Genomic DNA, 20,288 nt, shown 5'->3' on the forward strand with positions numbered 1-20,288 from the left:
CGGGGGATACCTGCGGGTCGCGCGGACGCGGAATGGATCAAAGCGGGGCGCGAAGTATAGCTCTGCTGCGGTTCGTCTCGCGGCTATGCGACACTGCGGCGATGACAATCGTTCTCATCGCCATCGCCCTGTACCTGCTGGCCACCGTCCTGCTCGTCACGGGAGTGCGCCAGCAACCGCCGCGACAGTCCCGCGTGTGGCTGTTGCCGGCCGTGGCCGGCGTGCTGCTGCATGCCCTCGCCCACGTGATTGCCTGGCACCAGGCCGGTGGCGCCGACCTGCACTTCTATGCGGCGCTGTCGCTGGTCGGGCTGGGCATGGCCGCGCTGACCGCACTGGTCGGCGCCGGCGGGCGCATGGCGGCGCTGGGCGTAATCGTGTTCCCGCTCGCCGCCCTGACCCTGTTTGGCTACCAGCACCACGGCCACGTCATCGCCGAGCGCCTGGACTGGCGCCTGCAACTGCACGCCTGGTTCGCCCTGCTCGCCTACGCGACGCTGGCGATCGCCGCGCTGCTGGCGGTGATGCTGTGGCTGCAGGAGCGCGCGTTGCGCCGCCGCGAATTCCACCAATGGCTGCGCGCCCTGCCGCCGCTGGTGGAACTGGAAACCCTGCTGTTCCGCACGATCGCCGTGGGCTTTGTCCTGCTCACCGCGACCCTGCTGACCGGCGTGCTGTTCGTCGAGAACCTGTTCGCCCAGCACCTCGTCCACAAAACCGTGCTGAGCGTGCTGTCGTGGCTCGTCTTCGGCGGCCTGCTGCTGGGTCGCTGGCGCTACGGCTGGCGCGGCGGCACGGCCGTGCGCTGGACCCTGACGGCCATGGGGCTGCTGGTGCTGGCCTTCTTCGGCAGCAAGTTCGTCCTGGAGCTGGTCCTCGGCCGCCTTGCCTGAACCCTGTTCAGTTGACGCAATCTGGCGTTTCATTGCTGCAACAATATTTGCATTGACAACTATTGCGCGGGCGAAGAAAATTTCGCCCCATGAAAACGCTACCGATTGCCGCCTGCAGCGGTTCGACCCTGGGACTGCTGTTCAGGCAGGTCCGCGACGCCATGTGGGCCCGGATGGAGTACGAGCTGGCCAAGGCCGGCCATGAGCTGACCTTCAGCCAGTACATCACCCTCAAGCTGCTGTCCTCCGGCTCCGCCGGGGTAACCGACCTCGCCCGTCATGCCGAGCTCAATCCCGGCGCGATGACGCGCCTGCTCGACAAGCTAGAGGCGCGCGGCTTCGTTGCGCGCGTGGCCGACCCGGCCGATCGCCGCGGCATCAACATCCACCTGACCGAAGCCGGCCAGGCCATGTGGCTCGACGTCAACCAGTGCGGCCAGCGCGTGCGCGAGCGCGCAATGGACGGCATGGACGACGCCCAGCGCGAACTGCTGATGCGGATGCTCGAGCAGGTCCGCGACAACCTTTCCCTTTCCGACACCTGACCATGACTTCCACTGCACTGCGCCCGCATCGCGGGCTGAAGCCCGTGCTCGCCGCACTGGCCGTTGCCGTCCTCGTCGCTGGCTGCGCGAGTTCGCGCGGTCTCGCACCGGAAGGCAAACCGCTCGATGCCGACAGCCTGCAGGCGCAACGCAGCCTGTCCGGCGCCACTGCGTCCGATGCGGCATTCCCTGCACAGGACTGGTGGACCGCGCTCGGCGACGCCCAGCTCAATGCGCTGATCGCCGAAGCACTGGCCGGCACGCCGAACCTGGATGCCGCCGATGCGCGCGTGCGCCAGGCCATCGCGCAGGCCGGCCTTGCCGATGCCGCGCGCAAGCCCACTATCGGCGGCGCGGCGCAGTACTCGGGCGTGCAGTTGCCCGAGACGCTCGCGCCACCGCCGATTGGCGGCAGCTACCAGGGTGTCGGCGTGCTCAACCTCAGCTTCAGTTACACCTTCGACCTGTGGGGCGGCGAGCGCGCGCGCTGGCAGGCCGCCGTCGGCCAGGCGCGTGCGGCGGAAGTCGATGCGCAGGCTGCGCGCCTGACGCTGTCGTCCGGCATCGCCCGCACCTATGTCGCGCTGGCACAGGCGTTTGCCGCGCACGACGTCGCGCTCGCCGATCACGAGCGTGCATCGGAACTGCTTGACCTGGGTCGCCAGCGTGTCGCCGCCGGCCTCGACAACCAGTTGCAGATCCGCCAGGCCGAGAGCGCCGTAGCCAGTGCGCAACAGCAGATCCAGGCGAGCGAGCACGAGATCGAAATTGCCCGCAACGCGTTGGCGGCCCTGCTGGGCAAGGGTCCCGATCGCGGTCGCGACATCGCCCAGCCCGGCGTGCTCACTGCCGCCTCGCCGGGCGTGCCGTCGGTGGTGCCCAGCGAACTGCTGGGCCATCGTCCCGACGTCGTCGCCGCGCGCTGGCGCGTGGAAGCGACGCAACAGGGCATCAAGGCCAGCAAGGCGGCGTTCTACCCGACCGTCAACCTGGTCGCGATCGCAGGCGTGGCTGCCGGCAATCTCGGCGACCTGTTCTCCAGCGATGCCCTGATCTATGGCGGCGGCCCTGCCCTGACCTTGCCGATCTTCGACGGCGGCCGTCTGCGCAATCAGCTTGCACGCAGCGATGCCGATTACGATCTCGCCGCCGCCACCTACAACCAGACCTTGGTCGGCGCGCTGCGCGAAGTCGCCGATGCACTGCATGCAGCGCGCTCGCTCGATGGCCAGATCGTCTCGGCCACGCAGGCGCGTGACGCTGCGCAGGACGCGTGGAAGATCGCCACCGCGCGCTATCGCGCAGGCCTGGGCACGCAACTCGACGTGCTGGCAGCGCAGCGTCCGCTGCTGGAAGCCGACCGCATCCTGACCGTGCTGCGCGCCCAGCGACTGGCCGCATCGATCGATCTCGACCGCGCGCTCGGCGGCGGTCTTGCTCTGAACGCTCCCGGCTCCTCCGACTCCAATAACGCTGCCCCTAATAACGCTGCCCCTAATAACGATCTCGCCAAGGCCCCCACGCCATGACCACCGAACCCAATCCCAACGCCCCCAACGCCAAGGCCGGTGCCGAGCCCAAGTCCAACGGCAAGCGCAAGCGCGCGTTGCTGATCCTGCTCGCCGTGGTCGTGCTGGCCGGTCTGTCGTGGACGACCTGGTACCTGCTGGTCGCACGCTGGCACGAAGACACCGATGACGCGTATGCGCAGGGCAATGTCGTCAGCATCGTGCCGCAGACGGTCGGCACGGTGGTCGGCATCGACGCCGACGACGGCATGAAGGTGGTCGCCGGCCAGGCGCTGGTGCACCTGGATCCGAACGATGCGCGCGTCGCCTTCGATCAGTCCGTCGCCAACCTCGCCAACACCGTGCGCCAGGTGCGCGGCCTGTACAGCGCGGTCGATGCCGGTGCCGCCGACCTGGCCGCGCGCCAGGCCTCGGTCGATCGTGCACGCGCCGACCTCAAGCGTCGCGAAGGCCTGGTCGGCAACGGCGCCGTGTCGGCTGAAGAACTGGCCCACGCCCGCAACGAACTGGCCGTGCTCGAAGCCGGCCTGCGCTCGATCAACGGCAACCTGTCGCGCAACCGCGCCCTGGTCGATTCGACCACGGTCAGCAGCCAGCCGCAGGTCGAAGCGGCCGCCTCGCAGCTCCGCCAGGCCTACCTCAACCTGCAGCGCACCGCGATCGTCGCACCGGTGTCGGGCTACGTCGCCAAGCGCCAGGTGCAGCTCGGCCAGCGCGTGCAGCCGGGCACGACGCTGATGACGATCGTGCCGCTTGAGCAGATCTGGGTCGAAGCCAACTTCAAGGAAACCCAGCTCTCGCGCATGCGCATCGGCCAGCCGGTCAAGGTACATGCCGACCTGTACGGCAGTGGCGTCGAGTACGACGGCAAGGTCACCAGCCTCGGCATGGGCACCGGCAGCGCGTTCTCGCTGCTGCCGGCGCAGAACGCCAGCGGCAACTGGATCAAGATCGTGCAGCGCGTGCCGGTGCGCATCGAGATCGAACCGCGCCAGCTCGCCGAGCACCCGCTTCGCCTGGGCCTGAGCATGCATGTCGACGTCACCGTGCGCGACCAGAACGGCGCGGTCCTGGCCGACGCGCGCAAGGGTGGCAAGACGCTGTTCACGACCGCCGCCTACGACGAGCAGCTCAACAACGCCAACGCGCTGATCGGCAAGATCATCCAGCAGAACCTGCCGACCGCGGCTCGCAACTGAGCAACCTGAGCACGCCATGTCCACCATTGCGCAACAGGAAGAGAACGCCGGGTTGCCGGTAACGCCGCCGCCCGCCACCGCGGCGGCGGCGTTCCGCCCACCCAACATGGCGCTGACGACGATTGGCCTGGCGCTGGCGTCGTTCATGCAGGTGCTCGACACCACGATCGCCAACGTCTCGCTGCCGACCATCTCAGGCAACCTCGGCGCCAGCGCCAACCAGGCGACGTGGGTGATCACGTCGTTCGCCGTCAGCAACGCGATCGCGCTGCCGCTGACCGGCTTCATGACGCGCCGCTTCGGCGAGCGCACGTTGTTCACCTGGGCCACGCTGGCATTCGTGATCGCATCCTTGCTGTGCGGCCTGGCCAACAGCATGGGCCTGCTGGTCGCGGCGCGTGCGCTGCAGGGCTTCGTCGCCGGCCCGATGTACCCGGTGACGCAGGCGCTGCTGATCTCGATCTATCCACCGCACAAACGCGGGCAGGCGATCGCGTTGCTGGCGATGGTGACCGTGGTCGCGCCGATTGCAGGGCCGATCCTCGGCGGCTGGATCACCGACAACTACAGCTGGGAATGGATCTTCTTCATCAACATTCCCATCGGCATCTTCTCCAGCATTGTCGTCGGCCGCCAGCTCAAGGGCCGGCCGGAGCGGCACGAGAAGCCGAAGATGGACTACATGGGCCTGGCGATGCTGGTGCTAGGCGTCGGCGCGCTGCAGATCATGCTCGACCTGGGCAACGACGAAGACTGGTTCAACTCGACCAAGATCGTGTGGCTGGCGATTGTCGCGGCGGTCGCGCTGGTCGTGTTCGTGATCTGGGAACTGACCGAGAAGGACCCCATCGTCAACCTGCGCCTGTTCCGCCACCGCAACTTCGCCAGCGGCACGCTGGCGATGGTGATGGCGTATTCGGCGTTCTTCAGCGTCGGCCTGCTGGTGCCGCTGTGGTTGCAGCGAAACCTGGGCTACACGCCAATCTGGGCCGGCTACGCCAGCGCGCCGATCGGCATCCTGCCGGTGTTGCTGACGCCGCTGGTGGGCAAGTACGCGCCGAAGTTCGACCTGCGAATCCTGGCCACGTTCGCCTTCATCGTCATGGCCGGCACCAGCTTCATACGCGCCGGTTTCAACCTCGATGTGAACTTCGAACGGGTGGCCGAGGTGCAGTTGTGGCAGGGCCTGGGCGTGGCGCTGTTCTTCATGCCGGTACTGACGATCCTGTTGTCGGACCTGGAGCCTCACGAGATCGCCGCCGGTTCCGGCCTGGCCACCTTCGTGCGCACGCTGGGCGGCAGCTTCGCCGCCTCGCTGACGACCTGGGCCTGGAACCAGCGAAGTACCGTGCACCACGCGCGCCTGACCGAAAGCATCAGCGCCTATGACCCGGCGATGCAGCAGACGGTGACGGCACTGGGCCAGGGCGATCCGCAACGCGGCGCGGTGGCGCTGAACCAGATGATCTCGCAGCAGGCGGTGCAGATCGGCTTCAACGAGATCTTCCACCTGCTGGGGATCCTGTTCCTGGTGGTGATCGTGTTCGTGTGGTTCGCCAAGCCGCCGTTCGCGGCGAAGATCGGCGGCGGGGCTGCGGCTGGCGGGCACTGACGGGCACTGACGGGCGAGGTTGCCCGCAATGCAGCGCAGATCGCGTTGTATCGCGTAGACCTCCCTCGCGGCCCGCAGATGCCCTCCCACTACGTTCTCACCCTCTCCTGCCCCGACCGGCCCGGCATCGTCAACGCCGTGACCGGGCACCTGCTGCGCTTCGAGGGCAACATCCTCGACGCGCAGCAGTACAACGATCTGGAAACCGATCGCTTCTTCATGCGCACGGTGTTCGCTCTGGAGCCCGGCGCGATCGACGCGCTGCGCGACACCTTCTCGACCCTGGCCGACGGCTTCGGCATGCGCTGGTCGCTGCGCGACCGCGATGTTCCGCGACGGGTGATGCTGCTCGCCTCCAGGTTCGACCACTGCCTGGCCGACGTGCTCTATCGCTGGCGCATCGGCGAGTTGCCGATGGAGATCACCGCCGTGGTCTCCAACCACCCACGCGAGACCTACCAGTACCTGGGACTGGACGGGATCCCGTTCCACTACCTGCCGGTCGTCAAAGGCCGCAAGCAGGAGCAGGAAGCGCAGCTGCTGGCATTGATCGAGAGCACCGGCACCGAACTGGTCGTGCTGGCGCGCTACATGCAGGTGCTGTCGGAATCACTGGCGACGCGACTGGCCGGGCGCTGCATCAACATCCATCACTCGTTCCTGCCCGGCTTCAAGGGCGCGCGCCCTTACCATGCCGCGCACGCGCGCGGGGTCAAGCTGATCGGCGCGACCGCGCACTTCATCACCGCCGACCTAGATGAAGGTCCGATCATCGAGCAGGACACGCAGCGGGTCAGCCACCACGACACGCCAAACGATCTGATCCGCATCGGCCGCGACATCGAACGCCGCGTGCTGGCGCAGGCGCTGCGCTACTGGCTGGACGATCGCATCCTGCTCAACGGACATCGCACCGTGGTGTTCGCGGTGTAAGGCCGATTCACGGCCACCGCGTCAGAACGCCGAAGGCGACGCCGAGCAGTGCACCGGCAATGACCTCCGGCAAAGTGTGCCGGGCCATGCGCAGGCGCGACCACGCAAGCATTGGCAGCAGGCACAGCGCCACCACACCGGCGACCGGCAAGAGCGCGGTCAACGCGACGCCGGCGAATGCCAGGCTGGCCATGTGCAGTGAGAGTTTGATCCAGCGGTTGAGGACCGCCGCGGTGGCGAGCATCGCGCCGATGATCGCGATACCGCGCGCCATCGGCGAAGCCGTGCCTCCCATCCACCACCAGCAGGCGGCGACCAGCACCAGCAGCAGCGCGTACAGCACCGGACGCTCCTGGCGCCGCGACGCATCGACCGTCGACCAGCGCCCGCTGCGCTTGCGCCACAGTACGAATACCCAGGTCACCGCGACCATGGTCGCGACAACGCTTGCAGTGCGCAGCAAACCACCGGGATCCAGCCGCCACGCTGCCAGCAAGGCCAGCGTCGTCAGGACGACGAAGGGATGCAGGAAGATCGACAGCCATCGCGCCATCGAACCGGCACGCGACGACAACGGCGTTAAGACCGCCCTGGCGTCCTCGCCTGGCGATCCGCCCGGACTCATACCGCCGACGCGAGCGCGTCCGACAGACGTTCCACGGCGATCACTTCCATCTCGCCGACGCGCCCGCTCTTGGGCGCGTTCGACTTGGGCACGATCGCGCGCTTGAAGCCGTGCGTGGCCGCTTCCTTCAGGCGCTCCTCGCCGTTGGGCACCGGCCGGATCTCGCCGGACAGGCCAACTTCACCGAAGGCCACCGTCTGCTCTGGCAACGGCCGGTCGCGCAGCGACGACAGCACCGCCAGCAGCACTGGCAGGTCGGCCGCGGTCTCCTGCACGCGGATGCCGCCGACGACGTTGACGAACACGTCCTGGTCGCCGACACCCACCCCTCCGTGACGATGCAGCACCGCCAGCAGCATCGCCAGGCGATTGCCTTCCATGCCCACCGCGACACGGCGCGGATTGGACAGCGGCGAGGCATCCACCAGCGCCTGCACTTCCACCAGCAACGGACGCGTGCCTTCGCGCGTGACCATCACGCAGCTGCCCGGCTGCGGGCTGTGGCTGCCGGAAAGGAAAATCGCCGACGGGTTGGGCACTTCGCGCAGGCCCTTGTCGCCCATCACGAACACGCCCAGCTCATTGACCGCACCGAAGCGGTTCTTGAAGGCGCGCAGCACGCGGAAGCGGCTGCCGCTCTCGCCTTCGAAATACAGCACCGCATCGACCATGTGTTCGAGCACGCGCGGGCCGGCGATGCCGCCCTCCTTGGTGACGTGGCCGACCAGGAACACCGCGGTTCCGGTTTCCTTGGCGTAACGCACCAGCCGCGCGGCGCTTTCGCGCACCTGGCTGACCGAACCGGGCGCGGCGCTGAGTTCCTCGGTCCACAGGGTCTGTATCGAGTCGGCGATGATCAGGCCCGGCCGCATTTTCGCCGCATGCTCGAGCACCCGCTCAACGCCGGTTTCGGCCAGCGCATGCACGCCATCAACGGGTACGCCCAGGCGTGAGGCACGGCCGGCGATCTGAGCCAGTGACTCCTCGCCGGTGACGTAAAGCCCAGGCAGGCTCCCGGCCATCTTGCTGATGGCCTGCAACAGCAGGGTCGATTTGCCGATGCCCGGGTCGCCACCGACCAGCACCACCGAGCAGTGCACCAGGCCGCCACCCAGCACACGGTCGAATTCGCCGATGCCGGTGCTGACGCGGTCTTCCTCGCTATGGCGGACGTCGCTGAGCGCGGTGACCGCCGGCGCATCGGCGCGCCCGGCCCAGCTGCTGCGGCGGCTCGCGGCGACGCTGGCGCCGGCCTTGGCCGCCGGTTCGACGACGAACTCGCTCAGCGTGTTCCAGCCGCCGCATTCGCCGCACTGCCCCTGCCATTTGGTGAAATCCGCGCCGCATTCGGAACAGACGTAGGCGGTGCGGGATTTGGAGGCGGATTTTGCAGCGGGCTTGGGCATGAGCGGCGACGCGAGGGAGTTATGCCGCCCACTCTACGGGGCGGCGTCGCGTCAAGCGAGACTGGCCCCTGCTGCGTGCCGGTTGCGGGCTAGGCCGCGGACCGCAGGTGGTACTCCGGGTAGAACGCGCTCAGCTCCTGCTGAGGCGCGCCCAGCAACCCGTCGACGTCGCCCTGCGGCACGATGCTGTAGCCGCGCGCGTCGATGTCCCTGGCGATGCCCTGCCAGTCCAGGCGCGGCGCCGCCATCTCGCTGTCGAGCGTCCAGCCGAAGCTGACCTCGCCCAGGACCGCCATCTCATCATCGGGCAACGGCGCGCCGCTGGGCGCCACTACATAGCCGTCGTCCTTCCCCACCACGAAAACATCCATCCGCATGGTCAACACCTTGTCGACGCCTCTTCCGGAAAAACAGGCGGCATGGTGGCGATCGCAATGGGAATACTTCGTGAAATCCAGATTGCCGGTTGATGAAACGTTCAGGCCCGCGCCACGTTCACCGTCGAATCAGCCAGCCGAAGCGGTGGTAGCCACCCATTCGTCCACGGCTTTCTCCAGCACCGACAGCGGCAGCGCGCCGTTGCCCAGTACCAGGTCGTGGAAGGCGCGTATGTCGAAGCGCTTGCCGAGCCGCTGCTGTGCGCGCTGGCGCAGTTCGACCATCTTCAGGTGCCCCATCTTGTAGGAGCTGGCCTGCCCCGGCTGGACCAGGTAGCGGTAGACCTCGATGCGCACTTCGGCTTCGGTCATGCCGGTTTTCGCCTGCATGTAGTCGATGGCCTGCTCTGGCGTCCAGCGCTTGCGGTGCAGCCCGGTGTCCACCACCAGCCGCACCGAACGGAACATCTCGGCGCGCAGGCGCCCCAGGTCGCCCCAGGGATCATCCTTGTACAGGCCCATCTCGGCTGCCAGCTGTTCGGCGTACAGCGCCCAGCCTTCGGAGAAGGCGCTGGGATTGAGGCTGCGGCGCAACAGCGGCAGGCCGGTCAGTGTCTGACCGAGCGAAATCTGGAAGTGATGCCCCGGCGAGCCTTCGTGGTAGGTCAGCGTGGGCAGGCTGAAACGCGTATTGGCGGCCATGTCGCCGAGATTGATGAAGAACACGCCCGGCCGCGAGCCGTCCATGGCCGGCGGTGAGTAGTAGCCGCCCGGTGCGGTGGCTTGCGCCTGCACCGGCACCGTGCGCACTTCCAGCCGCTGCGTCGGCACGCGGCCGAAGTAGTCGGGTATGCGCGGTTGCAGCTTGTCGAGCGAGCGCTGGATGTCGGCAACCAGTTCGGCCCGCCCGGCGTCGGAGTCGGCGTAGAGGAAGCGTGGGTCCTTGTTCAGCGCCCGCATGCGTTCGCCCACGGTTCCCTCGCGCAGCCCCTGGCGCACCAGCAAGGCGTCCATCTCCTTGTCGATTCGTGCGACTTCCTCCAGCCCGATGCGGTGAATCGCGTCCGCGTCCAGGTCGGTGCTGGTGTTCCAGCGCAGCGCCGCGTCGTAGAAGGCCCTGCCCTCCGGGAGCGCCCAGACCCCGCGATTGCCCGGCCGGGTCGCGATCACCTCGTCCAGGCGCGCCAGCAGTCGAGCGTATGCCGGGTTGGTCTGCTCGCCGACGGCGCTGGCGGCCTGGGCCAGCAAGGCCTCGCGTTGCGCCGGCGCGATCGAGGCGACCTTGCCGAGCTTGCGCCGCAGGGACTGCACGAACACGCTGTCGGCCGGCGCAGGTTTCAGCAATGCGCGGATCTGCGTTGCCGCGCCTTCCAGCGCGATCTGCGGCGGCACCACGCCCTGTCGGGCCTGCATGTCGAAGTTCGCGCGCACCTGGTCGAGCTTGGTTGCCGCCGCGCCCAGGCGGGCGATGTAATTGCGGGCGCTGGTTTCGTCGGTGACCGCGTGGTTGTTGTCGAGGAACTGCGGCAACGTCACCGGAATGCTGAAGAGCTGATCCACGGCGTAGGTGGTCGCGCCGACGGGCAGCCACGCCGGTACCCAGTCGAAGCGCATCAGGTCGATCTGGGTGGTGTAGAACCAAGTGGCCAGGTCGTAGTTCCAACGCTCCTGTCCGGCCAATTTGCTGCGATCCCAGGCACGGATCGCATCGAGGTTGGCCTGCAGTTCGGCGCGGCGCTCTTCGCGCTTGGGCAGCGAGACATCGGTCAGCTTTGCCGACAGGTCGATGCCGTCACCGGAAATGCCGAGCAGGCTGCGCAGCTCGGGATCATGGACGACCGTGCGCTGCGTCTGCGCATCGAGCAGTGCGTGCAGTGTTGCCGGTTGGCTTGTCTCGCTGGCGGCGAGGCCGCCTTGCGCGGCCAGGCCTGCCATCAGCAGGGTGGATTTCAGAAGATGGCGATACATCGGCGCTCCTGTTGCCTCACGTCGTTCTTCGCACGATCCAGGCATGAGCTGTGAATTGTGGGACGGCGCTCGTTCGGCGGCACGCGTCATTGGTCATGTTCGATCCACGAAAACGTGATGCAGCCAACGTTTCAGGGTGTGCACTGGCACTACTGCACGCGCACCGCCAGGTCCCGACCGGTGCTTGCCGCGTTGCCCATGTAGTCCTCGGCGGTGATGCGCAGGATGTAGTCGCCGGCGGCGAAGTCCGCCGGATTCCACTGGCCGGTGGCCAGCACGCCGTCGCGAACGGTGTTGGTCACCACATACTGGAAGCGCGTGATAGCGCTCCCGTGGACCGTGATGCCGCTGCCTGGGGCATAGGCGACCTTGACCGCATCGTTGTCGGCGGGCATGCGATCGAAGGCGATGTTCATGCGCGGCGCCTCGTAGCCAGGCAACGGTTGCCCCGTCGCATCCAGCCACTGATAGCCCAGCGCATGCAGGCCAAGGCGGCGACGCGGCAGGTTGCGATCGACCTGGTCCCAGGCATCGACCACGATCTGCACGCCAGGCAACGATCGCGACAGCAGCACGCGGCCATCCTGTTTCTGCAGCAGCGGCTGCTGGGCGACGTCGAACAGTTCGATCCGGTCGATGCGCGGCGGGTAACTGTCGGCGTAGCCGCGGAACCCCAGGGCAATCGCGTTGCGCTCGTAGCCCTGGGCGCCAACGCTCAGATGCACGTGGGCCATGGCGTTGATGGTGCCAAGCACGTCGCCTGCCTTGAAGCGCGTACCACGCATCACGCGCACGCGTTCGGGCTGGCCGGCTTCGTCGAGCAGCAGATTGAAGCGCGCGGGATCGATCGGCTTGCCCTGCGCGGTACGACCCACGCGCATGTGGATGTAGCCGATGCCGTCCAGCTCGAGACCTTCGCCGAGCTTGCCCAGGGCCCAACTCGCGGTCGGGCTGGACACCTTGCCGTCGGCGATGGCGAGCACCTCCTGGCCGACGTCACCGCGGATGTCGAGGCCGCCATGCAGGTGATCGCGGTTCTCGTGCTGGTAGTTGCCCCGCACCTCGCCAAGCGTGCCGACCACTTCATGCCAGCCGTCCTGCGGACGCAGCGGCCAGCGTCCCTGCGTGTCCGGCAGGGGCGCATCGGCGGCCGGTCCAACCGTCAGCACGGGCGGCGTGGTCGCTTCGGTGGAGATGGGCACGATGCGATGCACGCGATGGCTGGCGGCATCGGCGACATACAGCGCACCGTCGCCATCGATCGCCAGTCCGGTCGGGCGCGACAGACGCTGGTCCTGGCTGGCGCCGGTGATCACCGCCCAGCGTCCGTCGCGGGTGTACTGCAGGACCGTGCCGCGGCTGTTCTCGGCGACATACACCACGGCGTCATGCGCGATGGCCAGGCTCAGTGGGCGGTGCACGACCGGATTGGCATCGTCGGGCGCACCACGCAGCACGGTATCGACATCGCCGCGCGGAGTGACGCGTCGCACCGCGTTGTTGCGCGTATCGGCGACCCAGACCCGCCCGAACGCATCAATCGCCAGTCCCGTCGGCGTGTCGAAACGCGCCTGCGCACCCAGCCCGTCCTGGTAACCAGGACGATCGCCACCAGCCAGCGTGCTGACCATGCCATCGGGCGCGATCATGCGAATGCGATCGTTGTAAGTGCCGGCGACATAGACGCGACCGTCCTTGTCCACCGCGATGCCGATGGGCCCGTTGAACTGCGCCTGCGCGGCCGGGCCATCGCGGAAGCCGGCGCTGCCGTTGCCCGCGATGGTCGTAACGATGCCCTGCGGCGACACCTTGCGGATCGCGTGGTTGCCGGTGTCGGCGACATAGAGATTGCCCGCCCCATCGATGGCCAGTCCGGACGGCGTGTTGAACGCTGCCGCACCACCCGCGCCATCGACAAAGCCCTCCACCGACCCGGCCACGGTGGTGACCGAGCCATCGCGCGCGATCCTGCGGATGCGGTTGTTGTCGCCGGCGTCGGCGACATACACCGATCCATCGGCGGCATGGGCAATGCCGTACGGATCGGCGAAGCGAGCCTGCAACGCAGCGCCCTCGCGCAGTCCCGCCACACCGTCGCCGGCGAGCAGTTCGAGCCTGGCCCTCCACGCGAACGGCGTCGGCGCCGGCCCGGTCGGCACGATCGCGACCTCACGGGTCGGCACGAAGATGAAAGTGGCGGCCAGCGCCGCCGCGGTCAGGCCAACGGCCAGCCACAGCCAGGTGCTTCGGGTCATGCAGGTCCTGGAGATTCGTCGCGGCGCGCCTACGTTGCGCGCCGCTGGCGATCGATTCTAGGCCGATCGCCGGGTGCCCCGTCCAGCGTCGCCCCGCCGACTGCGCGATTACGCCAGCATGGGCAATTTCGCGAGCAGCTTGTCGAGCGTGATCGGGTACTCGCGCACGCGGATGCCGGTGGCGTTGTGGATGGCGTTGGCAATAGCGGCGCTGACACCGCAGATGCCCAGTTCGCCCACGCCCTTGGCCTTCATCGGGGAGGACATGGGATCGGCCTCGTCGAGGAAGATCACTTCCTGGTGCGGCACATCGGCATGGACCGGCACTTCATACCCGGCCAGGTCATGGTTGACGAAGAAGCCAAGGCGCTTGTCGACGACCAGTTCCTCCGACAGTGCCGCGCCGATGCCCATCGTCATCGCGCCGATCACCTGGCTGCGCGCCTGCTTCGGATTGAGGATGCGCCCGGCCGCGCACACGGCGAGCATCCGCCGCACCCGCGACTCGCCGGTGGCGATGTCGACGCCGACTTCGGCGAAGTGCGCGGCGAAGGTGGATTGCTGATACTTCTTGCCGAGATCACCGAACTCCATCACGTCCTCGGCGACGACATCCCCACCCTCGCCCGCCTGCGCCAGCGGGATGTCACGCCCGCCGACCTGGATGCGGCCATCGGCGAACGTCGCCTCGTCGGCGTTGAATCCCAGCTTCGTGGCTATGGTCTGGCGCAGCTTCTGGCAGGCCGCATACACGCCGGCCGTCGAACTGTTGGCGCCCCACTGGCCGCCGGATCCGGCCGAAACCGGGAACGACGAATCACCCAGGCGAACGACCACGCGATCGATCGGCACACCCATCATCTCCGCCGCGGTCTGCGCGATGATCGTGTAGGTGCCGGTGCCGATGTCGGTCATGTCGGTCTCGACGGTGACCAGGCCGGTGCGGTCCAGGCGCACGCGCGCGGCCGATTTCATCGTCAGGTTGTTGCGGAACCCGGCCGCCACGCCCATGCCGACCAGCCAGCGTCCGTCGCGCCGCTCGCCCGGCGCCTTGGGGCGCTGGCTCCAGCCGAAGCGCTGCGCGCCCTGGCGCAGGCATTCGTTGAGCTGGCGCTGCGAGAACGGGCGCTTGGGATTCTCCGGATCGACCTGCGTGTCGTTGAGGATGCGGAACTCGACCGGATCCAGGCCGAGCTTGGCGGCCATTTCGTCCATCGCGATCTCAAGCGCCATCAGGCCCGGTGCCTCGCCGGGCGCGCGCATGGCATTGCCCTCGGGCAGATCGAGCACGGCCAGGCGCGTGCGCGTCATCCGGTTCGCACCGGCATAGAGCAACCGCGTCTGCTGGATCGCGTTCTCGGGGCCTCCTCCGGGCAGGTCGCCCGACCAGCTCTCGTGCCCGATCGCAGTGATCTTGCCATCGCGCGTCGCACCGATCCGGATGCGCTGGATCGTGGCCGGCCGATGGGTGGTGTTGTTGGCCATCAGCGGTCGCGGCAGCGCGATCTTCACCGGCCGGCCGCAGGCCCGTGCGCCCAGCGCGGCCAGCACCGCATCACAACGCACGAACAACTTGCCGCCGAAACCGCCGCCGATGTAGGGCGAGATCAGACGTACGTTTTCGCGCGGAATGCCGAGGGTCTTGGCGACGTCGCCGCGGCCCCAGTTGATCATCTGGTTGGCGGTCCACACGGTCAGCTTGTCGCCTTCCCACGCCGCGATCGACGCGTGCGGCTCCATCATCGCGTGCGACTGGTCGGGCGTGGTGTAGGTCTCGTCGATCGTCACCGGCGCCTTGGCGAAGGCACCGTCGAAGTCACCGACCGCGCTGTCGGGCTTGGGCTCCTTCGGCACCTGCGCGCCGGCCTTGGCCTTGTGCAGGTCGTAGGCGCCGCTGCCACGGTTGTACTGCACGCGAACCAGCTGTGCGGCGGCGCGTGCCTGCTCGAACGTCTCGGCGACCACGACGGCGACAGCCTGGTGGTAGTGCTGGATGTCCGGCCCACCGAGCAGCTTGGCGGTGTTGAAGTCACCCTTGACCAGCGGGCCCGCGTTGGCTGCCGTGACTATGGCGAGCACACCGGGCGCGTGCTCGGCGGCAGTGAGGTCCATCGAGGCGATCCGGCCCTTGCCGATGCCGGCGCCGATCACGTATCCGTACGCAGGCTTCGGAAATGCATCGTGCCACTCGTGAGCGTAGGTTGCCGTGCCCGTGGTCTTGCGCGGTCCGTCGATGCGATCGAGCGGCTGGCCGATGACCTTGAGCTGGTCGATGGGATTGGTGCCGGCGGGGGTATCGAATTTCATGGCTCATCCCTTCGCTTCGACCAGCACCGCACTCAACGTGCGCTGGGCAAGCAGCGTCTTGAACTCGTTCTGCGCGGTCGTACGCGCACCGTCGAACATGCGATCGGTAACAGCCTTGGCACCACGCGGCAGTTCCGCGTCGGCCGCCTCCACCCGCCACGGTCGTGGCGCCACGCCGCCCATGGCGACGCGGCCCGTGCCATCACGCTGCACGATCGCCGCCACCGACACGAGAGCGAACGCGTAGGAAGCCCGATCGCGAACCTTGCGGTAGATCTGCGTCCCGCCGACCGGTTTGGGCAGCATCACTGCGGTGATCAACTCGCCCGCGGCCAGCGTGTATTCCAGGTGCGGCGTAGCGCCCGGAGCCCGGTAAAGTTCGTCGAGCGGCATGCTGCGAGTCGAACCATCGGCGCGCACGGTCTCCACTGTTGCGTCGAGCGCGCGCATCGCCACGGCCATGTCGCTGGGATGTGTGGCGATGCACGAATCGCTGGCGCCGATCACCGCGTGCTGGCGGCTGAAACCTTCAAGCGCAGCACAGCCGCTTCCGGGCAGGCGTTTGTTGCAGGGCTGGTTGGTGTCATAGAAGTATGGGCAACGCGTGCGCTGCAGCAGGTTTCCTGCCGTGGTCGCCTTGTTGCGCAATTGGCCGGACGCTCCAGCCAGCAATGCACGCGAGAGCACGCCGTAGTCGCGGCGAACGCGGGCGTCGGCTGCGAGGTCTGTATTTCGCACCAGCGCGCCGATACGCAGCCCGCCGTCGCGGGACTTCTCGATCTTGTCGAGCGCCAGGCCGTTGACATCGACAAGGTGGCCCGGCGTTTCGACTTCGAGCTTCATCAGGTCGAGCAGATTGGTGCCGCCGGCGATGAACTTCGCGCCGGGCGTGCGAGCGACAGCAGTGGCCGCCTCGGCGGGAGACTTCGCGCGCTCGTAACCGAAGGCCTTCATGCCGACCTCCCCGCCACCTCGGTGATGGCATCGACGATGTTGGAGTACGCGCCGCAGCGGCAGATGTTGCCGCTCATGCGCTCGCGGATCTCCTCGGTGCCCAGGCGCGGACGCGCGGTCAAGTCAGCGCTGACCAGGCTGGGAATCCCGTCCTTGATCTCGTCGAGCATGGCGACGGCCGAACAGATCTGCCCGGGCGTGCAGTAACCGCACTGGTAGCCATCGTGTTTGACGAAGGCCGCCTGCATCGGATGCAGCTTGTCGGGCGTGCCGAGACCTTCGATCGTCGTGATGGTGTCGCCCTCGTGCATCACCGCCAGGGTCAGGCAGGCATTGATGCGACGGCCGTCGACGATGACGGTGCAGGCGCCGCACTGACCGTGGTCGCAACCCTTCTTCGTGCCGGTCAGGTGCAGCTGCTCACGCAGCGCATCGAGCAAGGTGGTGCGCGTATCGAGCTCGAGCTCGTGCGCTTTGCCGTTCACGTTGAGCTTGACCTTGTGCAGCACGGGCGGTGCCGCCGGCGCCACTGCACTGGCCTCAGCCGCGAGCGCGGGCAATGCCATGGCCGAGGCCGAGGTCACGCCCGCCTTGAGCAGGTCGCGCCGGGTGATGGGTAGGTTGCGGATGCTGTCCACGGGCCTGCCTCTCGATGGGTGCTTGCGGATTGTGCTGCACGGGGTCGTCGAGCGTGCGGAAAGCTGGCGTGCTGCAGACCGGCGACCAAGGCGAATTTTGTGCGTCCACGACTGGTCACTACAAGCGACTTCCGGTGAAGACAGAGTGGACGGAAGGCTTCAGCGTCCCTGCGGACTCACCTCAGGCCGCCATGTCGAGAACGATGCGGCCTTCGATCTCGCCCTTTCGCATGCGGTCGAAAACACCGTTGATGTTTTCGAGTTTGTCGACAGCCACGGTCGCGGAGACCTTGCCCTGCGCGGCGAACTCCAGCGATTCCTGCAGGTCCAGGCGGGTGCCGACGATCGAGCCGCGCACCGTGATGCCGTTGAGCACCATGCCGAAGATGTCCAGCGGGAAGCTTCCCGGCGGCAGGCCCACCAGCGACATCGTGCCCCGTCGACGCAACATTCCCAGAGCCTGCTCGAAAGCCTTCGGCGAGACAGCGGTGACCAGCGCACCATGCGCGCCGCCGAGCTCCTGTTTCAGGAACACGGCTGGATCTGTCTTGAGTGCGTTGACCGTGACGGTGGCGCCCAGCCGCCGCGCCAGATCGAGCTTGGCGTCGTCCACGTCAACCGCGGCCACGTTCAGGCCCATCGCCTTCGCATACTGCACGGCCATGTGGCCCAGACCGCCAATGCCGGAGATCACCACCCAGTCGCCGGGACGGGTGTCGGTCATCTTCAGGCCTTTGTAGACGGTGACGCCGGCGCACAGAACCGGCGCGATTTCGACAAAACCAATGCCCTTCGGCAAGTGTCCGACATAACCGGCATTGGCCAGGACGTAATCGGCGAAACCGCCATTGACCGAGTAGCCGGTGTTCTGCTGCTGCTCGCAGAGCGTCTCCCAGCCACCGAGGCAGTGTTCGCAGCAGCCACAGGCCGAATACAGCCATGGGACACCGACGCGATCGCCCTCCTTTACGTGGCTGACGTTGGCGCCGACGGCCACCACGTGGCCTACGCCTTCGTGGCCGGGGATGAATGGCGGCGCCGGCCTTACCGGCCAATCGCCTTCGGCCGCGTGCAGGTCGGTGTGACACACGCCGCATGCCTCGATCTTCACCAGCACTTCGCCCGGACCTGGCCGAGGCACGGGTACTTCTTCGATCACCAACGGCTGGCCGAACGCGCGCACCACCGCTGCCTTCATCTTCCGGTCCATTGCAGATCCTCGGGGGAAGGTCCTGGCATACACCTTACGCCGGTCCTGCAAGCCGGACTATCCCGATCACTCGTCCCCCGAATTCCCCAAATGAAAAAGGCCTGCAAGGCGGGAGCCTTGCAAGCCCTTGTTTTCAATGGTGCCGGAAATAGGAATCGAACCTACGACCTACGCATTACGAAGTCGTTGAACTTCACGGACTTGCCGTCACCATGGAGCACACAAACCGCCTATAATTTAGGGACTTTAGTCGAACTATGCGTAACGATACATAGCGCACCAGTTCTGACCGTAACTTCACTTTCGGCCCCCAATTTGCCCCCGGCGAGCCGGCTGGTCCCTGATGACGGTGCGACGGCCATGACACAGATTTCGTTCAACGAGAAGAAGCTGACTGCTCTGCTAAAGAAGAGCTACGCCGCACGGGTGGAACTGACGGATGCTGCAAAACCGGGCCTATCCCTTCGGATCGGGCCCAACCGGGCGACCTGGGTCTACCGCTACCGGGTCGGCGCCCAGAAGCATCGTCAGAAGATCGGCGAGCACCATGCGATCGCCCGCGAGGCCGCGGCCTTGACCCCTCCGGTCGCTTCGTTCACCCTCGCCCGCCAGAAGGCCTGCAAGATTGACGACGACCTTGCTAATGGGCGGCACCCGAAGGTGGAGCAGTCGCGGGCCAGCGCCCTGACGCAGGACTCCATTACCAGAGACGCAGATCGCGTAACTCGCAACCTCGCAGAAAAGTGGGCGGAGGTTCACTTCCCGCGGCTCGCCTCATCGAGCAGAAGGGACTATCGGCGAGCGCTCGACGAATTCCTCGCCCGTTTCGGAGGGAGGGACATCGGCACCATCCGGCGGGGTGTGCTCAAGACCTACCTGGACGAAGTCGCCGCCCGTTCTGGTGCGGCCGGCAACCGCATGGCGGTTGTCATCAGGTTACTTTTCGCTTTCGCGCGCGACCGTTTCGATTGGGAGAGCAGCCCAGCGGCGGAACTGGACAATCCCGCCCAACAAACCAAACGGGAGCGAACGCTCGATCGCAATGAAATTCGCGTCCTTTGGCGCGCGTGCGAGCTGGCTGGCTACCCGTATGGTCATTGCCTGCGCTTGGCGCTCTGCTTCGGTCAACGCATGGGTGAAATCGGCAGTTGGCGGCGCAGCGACATCGACAGCACCGGCGATTTCTGGACGCAGAGGAAGAACAAGTCGAACCGGAGGACTGATTTGTGGGTAGACGACCTCGCCCTTTCCATCCTCCGGGATTGCCCCAACCTGGGCGCGGATGCGCCATTCTTCTCTGCCAGCACCGACCGTACTAGCGGTCTTCCCAACCCGCTTCGACCCGACACGATTCACAACGCGATCCGCCGGCACATCACCCCCAGGATCCTCAAAGCAGCGGAAGAGCTAGGGCTTCCGCCAATCTCCGAGCGCTGGGTTCCGCATGACCTCCGACGCACCGTGCGAACGGGCCTCACAGGCTGGTGCGGGGTCACTCCCGACACCGCAGAGCGAGTTTTGAACCATGCGATGGGTGGACTTCGGGCCATCTACGACCACAGCGACTATCGGCCGCAGGTCGCCGACGCACTGCATCGGTGGGACCACGAGCTGCACGCGATCCTGCAAGGACTCCCGCCCACCGGGGTCGTTCTTCCCGTGCGTCGATCAGAAAGGAACTCTGCGCAAAATGACGTCTCCGCTCCGAACAGCGCCTCACAAGCCTGAACGCACGACAACAGGCTTGTACTTTTCATAGCGAGTTCTGTGCGCAAACACTGATCGAAATTGAGCTTGGATAATTTGGAAATAGTTCCCAATACTTTTCCCGCAATAA

Annotated in this window: 16 protein-coding genes; 7 read left to right on the forward strand and 9 right to left on the reverse strand. The window is 66.8% G+C overall.

Annotated elements, in window-relative coordinates:
* The first annotated feature begins 101 nt into the window (after positions 1-101).
* The 6 genes from AC3A3Q_RS08735 to purU all read left to right on the forward strand — a co-directional run bounded on the left by AC3A3Q_RS08735 (position 102) and on the right by purU (position 6,711).
* Positions 102-893 (forward strand): cytochrome C assembly family protein, encoded by a 792-nt coding sequence (locus tag AC3A3Q_RS08735; protein WP_487585873.1) that lies wholly within the window; start codon positions 102-104, stop codon positions 891-893.
* An 89-nt stretch (positions 894-982) separates the two neighbouring features.
* A complete protein-coding gene (locus AC3A3Q_RS08740; RefSeq protein WP_487585874.1) occupies positions 983-1,438 on the forward strand; it encodes a MarR family winged helix-turn-helix transcriptional regulator in 456 nt (151 codons plus the stop codon).
* A gap of 2 nt (positions 1,439-1,440) precedes the next feature.
* On the forward strand, positions 1,441-2,967 hold the full coding sequence (locus tag AC3A3Q_RS08745; RefSeq protein WP_487585875.1) for an efflux transporter outer membrane subunit: 1,527 nt from the start codon (positions 1,441-1,443) through the stop codon (positions 2,965-2,967).
* Positions 2,964-4,166 carry an EmrA/EmrK family multidrug efflux transporter periplasmic adaptor subunit gene (locus AC3A3Q_RS08750; protein WP_487585876.1) on the forward strand — a complete coding sequence of 401 codons (1,203 nt, stop codon included), beginning with the start codon at positions 2,964-2,966 and terminating at the stop codon, positions 4,164-4,166. Before AC3A3Q_RS08745 ends, AC3A3Q_RS08750 begins: the two co-directional genes overlap by 4 nt.
* A 16-nt stretch (positions 4,167-4,182) precedes the next feature.
* Positions 4,183-5,778 carry a DHA2 family efflux MFS transporter permease subunit gene (locus AC3A3Q_RS08755; RefSeq protein ID WP_487585877.1) on the forward strand — a complete coding sequence of 532 codons (1,596 nt, stop codon included), beginning with the start codon at positions 4,183-4,185 and terminating at the stop codon, positions 5,776-5,778.
* 78 nt (positions 5,779-5,856) lie between these two features.
* Positions 5,857-6,711 carry a formyltetrahydrofolate deformylase gene (purU, locus tag AC3A3Q_RS08760; RefSeq protein ID WP_487585878.1) on the forward strand — a complete coding sequence of 285 codons (855 nt, stop codon included), beginning with the start codon at positions 5,857-5,859 and terminating at the stop codon, positions 6,709-6,711.
* Between the two features lie 7 nt (positions 6,712-6,718).
* On the opposite strand, the gene AC3A3Q_RS08765 is transcribed toward purU, so the two are convergent.
* The 9 genes from AC3A3Q_RS08765 to adhP form a co-directional block, all read right to left on the reverse strand.
* A complete protein-coding gene (locus AC3A3Q_RS08765; protein ID WP_487585879.1) occupies positions 6,719-7,336 on the reverse strand; it encodes a hypothetical protein in 618 nt (205 codons plus the stop codon).
* The gene (gene radA / locus AC3A3Q_RS08770) at positions 7,333-8,742 is read right to left on the reverse strand and encodes a DNA repair protein RadA (RefSeq protein WP_487585880.1); all 1,410 of its coding nucleotides are present in this window, start codon (positions 8,740-8,742) and stop codon (positions 7,333-7,335) included. The genes AC3A3Q_RS08765 and radA overlap by 4 nt, the downstream gene beginning before the upstream one ends.
* 89 nt (positions 8,743-8,831) lie before the next feature.
* Positions 8,832-9,119, reverse strand: coding sequence for a hypothetical protein (locus AC3A3Q_RS08775; protein ID WP_487585881.1), 288 nt, complete (start codon positions 9,117-9,119; stop codon positions 8,832-8,834).
* A 129-nt stretch (positions 9,120-9,248) separates the two neighbouring features.
* Positions 9,249-11,087, reverse strand: coding sequence for a DUF885 domain-containing protein (locus tag AC3A3Q_RS08780; RefSeq protein ID WP_487585882.1), 1,839 nt, complete (start codon positions 11,085-11,087; stop codon positions 9,249-9,251).
* Positions 11,088-11,236: 149 nt separating this feature from the next.
* Positions 11,237-13,342 (reverse strand): gluconolaconase, encoded by a 2,106-nt coding sequence (locus AC3A3Q_RS08785; RefSeq protein ID WP_487585883.1) that lies wholly within the window; start codon positions 13,340-13,342, stop codon positions 11,237-11,239.
* Positions 13,343-13,450: 108 nt separating this feature from the next.
* Complete coding sequence (paoC, locus tag AC3A3Q_RS08790) at positions 13,451-15,649, reverse strand: aldehyde oxidoreductase molybdenum-binding subunit PaoC (protein WP_487585884.1); 2,199 nt, start codon at positions 15,647-15,649, stop codon at positions 13,451-13,453.
* A gap of 3 nt (positions 15,650-15,652) precedes the next feature.
* Positions 15,653-16,603, reverse strand: coding sequence for an FAD binding domain-containing protein (locus AC3A3Q_RS08795; RefSeq protein ID WP_487585885.1), 951 nt, complete (start codon positions 16,601-16,603; stop codon positions 15,653-15,655).
* The gene (gene paoA, locus AC3A3Q_RS08800) at positions 16,600-17,232 is read right to left on the reverse strand and encodes an aldehyde dehydrogenase iron-sulfur subunit PaoA (RefSeq protein ID WP_487585978.1); all 633 of its coding nucleotides are present in this window, start codon (positions 17,230-17,232) and stop codon (positions 16,600-16,602) included. Before paoA ends, AC3A3Q_RS08795 begins: the two co-directional genes overlap by 4 nt.
* 190 nt (positions 17,233-17,422) lie before the next feature.
* Positions 17,423-18,451: an alcohol dehydrogenase AdhP gene (gene adhP / locus AC3A3Q_RS08805; RefSeq protein WP_487585886.1), complete on the reverse strand. Its 1,029-nt coding sequence runs from the start codon at positions 18,449-18,451 to the stop codon at positions 17,423-17,425.
* A gap of 360 nt (positions 18,452-18,811) precedes the next feature.
* On the opposite strand from adhP, the gene AC3A3Q_RS08810 reads away from it, so the two are divergent.
* Positions 18,812-20,179, forward strand: a complete 1,368-nt coding sequence (locus tag AC3A3Q_RS08810; RefSeq protein ID WP_487585887.1) for a tyrosine-type recombinase/integrase — start codon at positions 18,812-18,814, stop codon at positions 20,177-20,179.
* The last annotated feature ends 109 nt before the right edge of the window (positions 20,180-20,288 follow it).

Source organism: Lysobacter sp. Soil_C_59 (genome assembly GCF_057656415.1).

Excerpts from the sequence above, each read along its gene's own strand:
- AC3A3Q_RS08735 (WP_487585873.1), top strand. The coding sequence starts at position 102 with ATGACAATCGTTCTCATCGCCATCGCCCTGTACCTGCTGGCCACCGTC.
- AC3A3Q_RS08740 (WP_487585874.1), top strand. The coding sequence starts at position 983 with ATGAAAACGCTACCGATTGCCGCCTGCAGCGGTTCGACCCTGGGACTG.
- AC3A3Q_RS08745 (WP_487585875.1), top strand. The coding sequence starts at position 1,441 with ATGACTTCCACTGCACTGCGCCCGCATCGCGGGCTGAAGCCCGTGCTC.
- AC3A3Q_RS08750 (WP_487585876.1), top strand. The coding sequence starts at position 2,964 with ATGACCACCGAACCCAATCCCAACGCCCCCAACGCCAAGGCCGGTGCC.
- AC3A3Q_RS08755 (WP_487585877.1), top strand. The coding sequence starts at position 4,183 with ATGTCCACCATTGCGCAACAGGAAGAGAACGCCGGGTTGCCGGTAACG.
- purU (WP_487585878.1), top strand. The coding sequence starts at position 5,857 with ATGCCCTCCCACTACGTTCTCACCCTCTCCTGCCCCGACCGGCCCGGC.
- AC3A3Q_RS08765 (WP_487585879.1), bottom strand. The coding sequence starts at position 7,336 with ATGAGTCCGGGCGGATCGCCAGGCGAGGACGCCAGGGCGGTCTTAACG.
- radA (WP_487585880.1), bottom strand. The coding sequence starts at position 8,742 with ATGCCCAAGCCCGCTGCAAAATCCGCCTCCAAATCCCGCACCGCCTAC.
- AC3A3Q_RS08775 (WP_487585881.1), bottom strand. The coding sequence starts at position 9,119 with ATGCGGATGGATGTTTTCGTGGTGGGGAAGGACGACGGCTATGTAGTG.
- AC3A3Q_RS08780 (WP_487585882.1), bottom strand. The coding sequence starts at position 11,087 with ATGTATCGCCATCTTCTGAAATCCACCCTGCTGATGGCAGGCCTGGCC.
- AC3A3Q_RS08785 (WP_487585883.1), bottom strand. The coding sequence starts at position 13,342 with ATGACCCGAAGCACCTGGCTGTGGCTGGCCGTTGGCCTGACCGCGGCG.
- paoC (WP_487585884.1), bottom strand. The coding sequence starts at position 15,649 with ATGAAATTCGATACCCCCGCCGGCACCAATCCCATCGACCAGCTCAAG.
- AC3A3Q_RS08795 (WP_487585885.1), bottom strand. The coding sequence starts at position 16,603 with ATGAAGGCCTTCGGTTACGAGCGCGCGAAGTCTCCCGCCGAGGCGGCC.
- adhP (WP_487585886.1), bottom strand. The coding sequence starts at position 18,451 with ATGGACCGGAAGATGAAGGCAGCGGTGGTGCGCGCGTTCGGCCAGCCG.
- AC3A3Q_RS08810 (WP_487585887.1), top strand. The coding sequence starts at position 18,812 with ATGACACAGATTTCGTTCAACGAGAAGAAGCTGACTGCTCTGCTAAAG.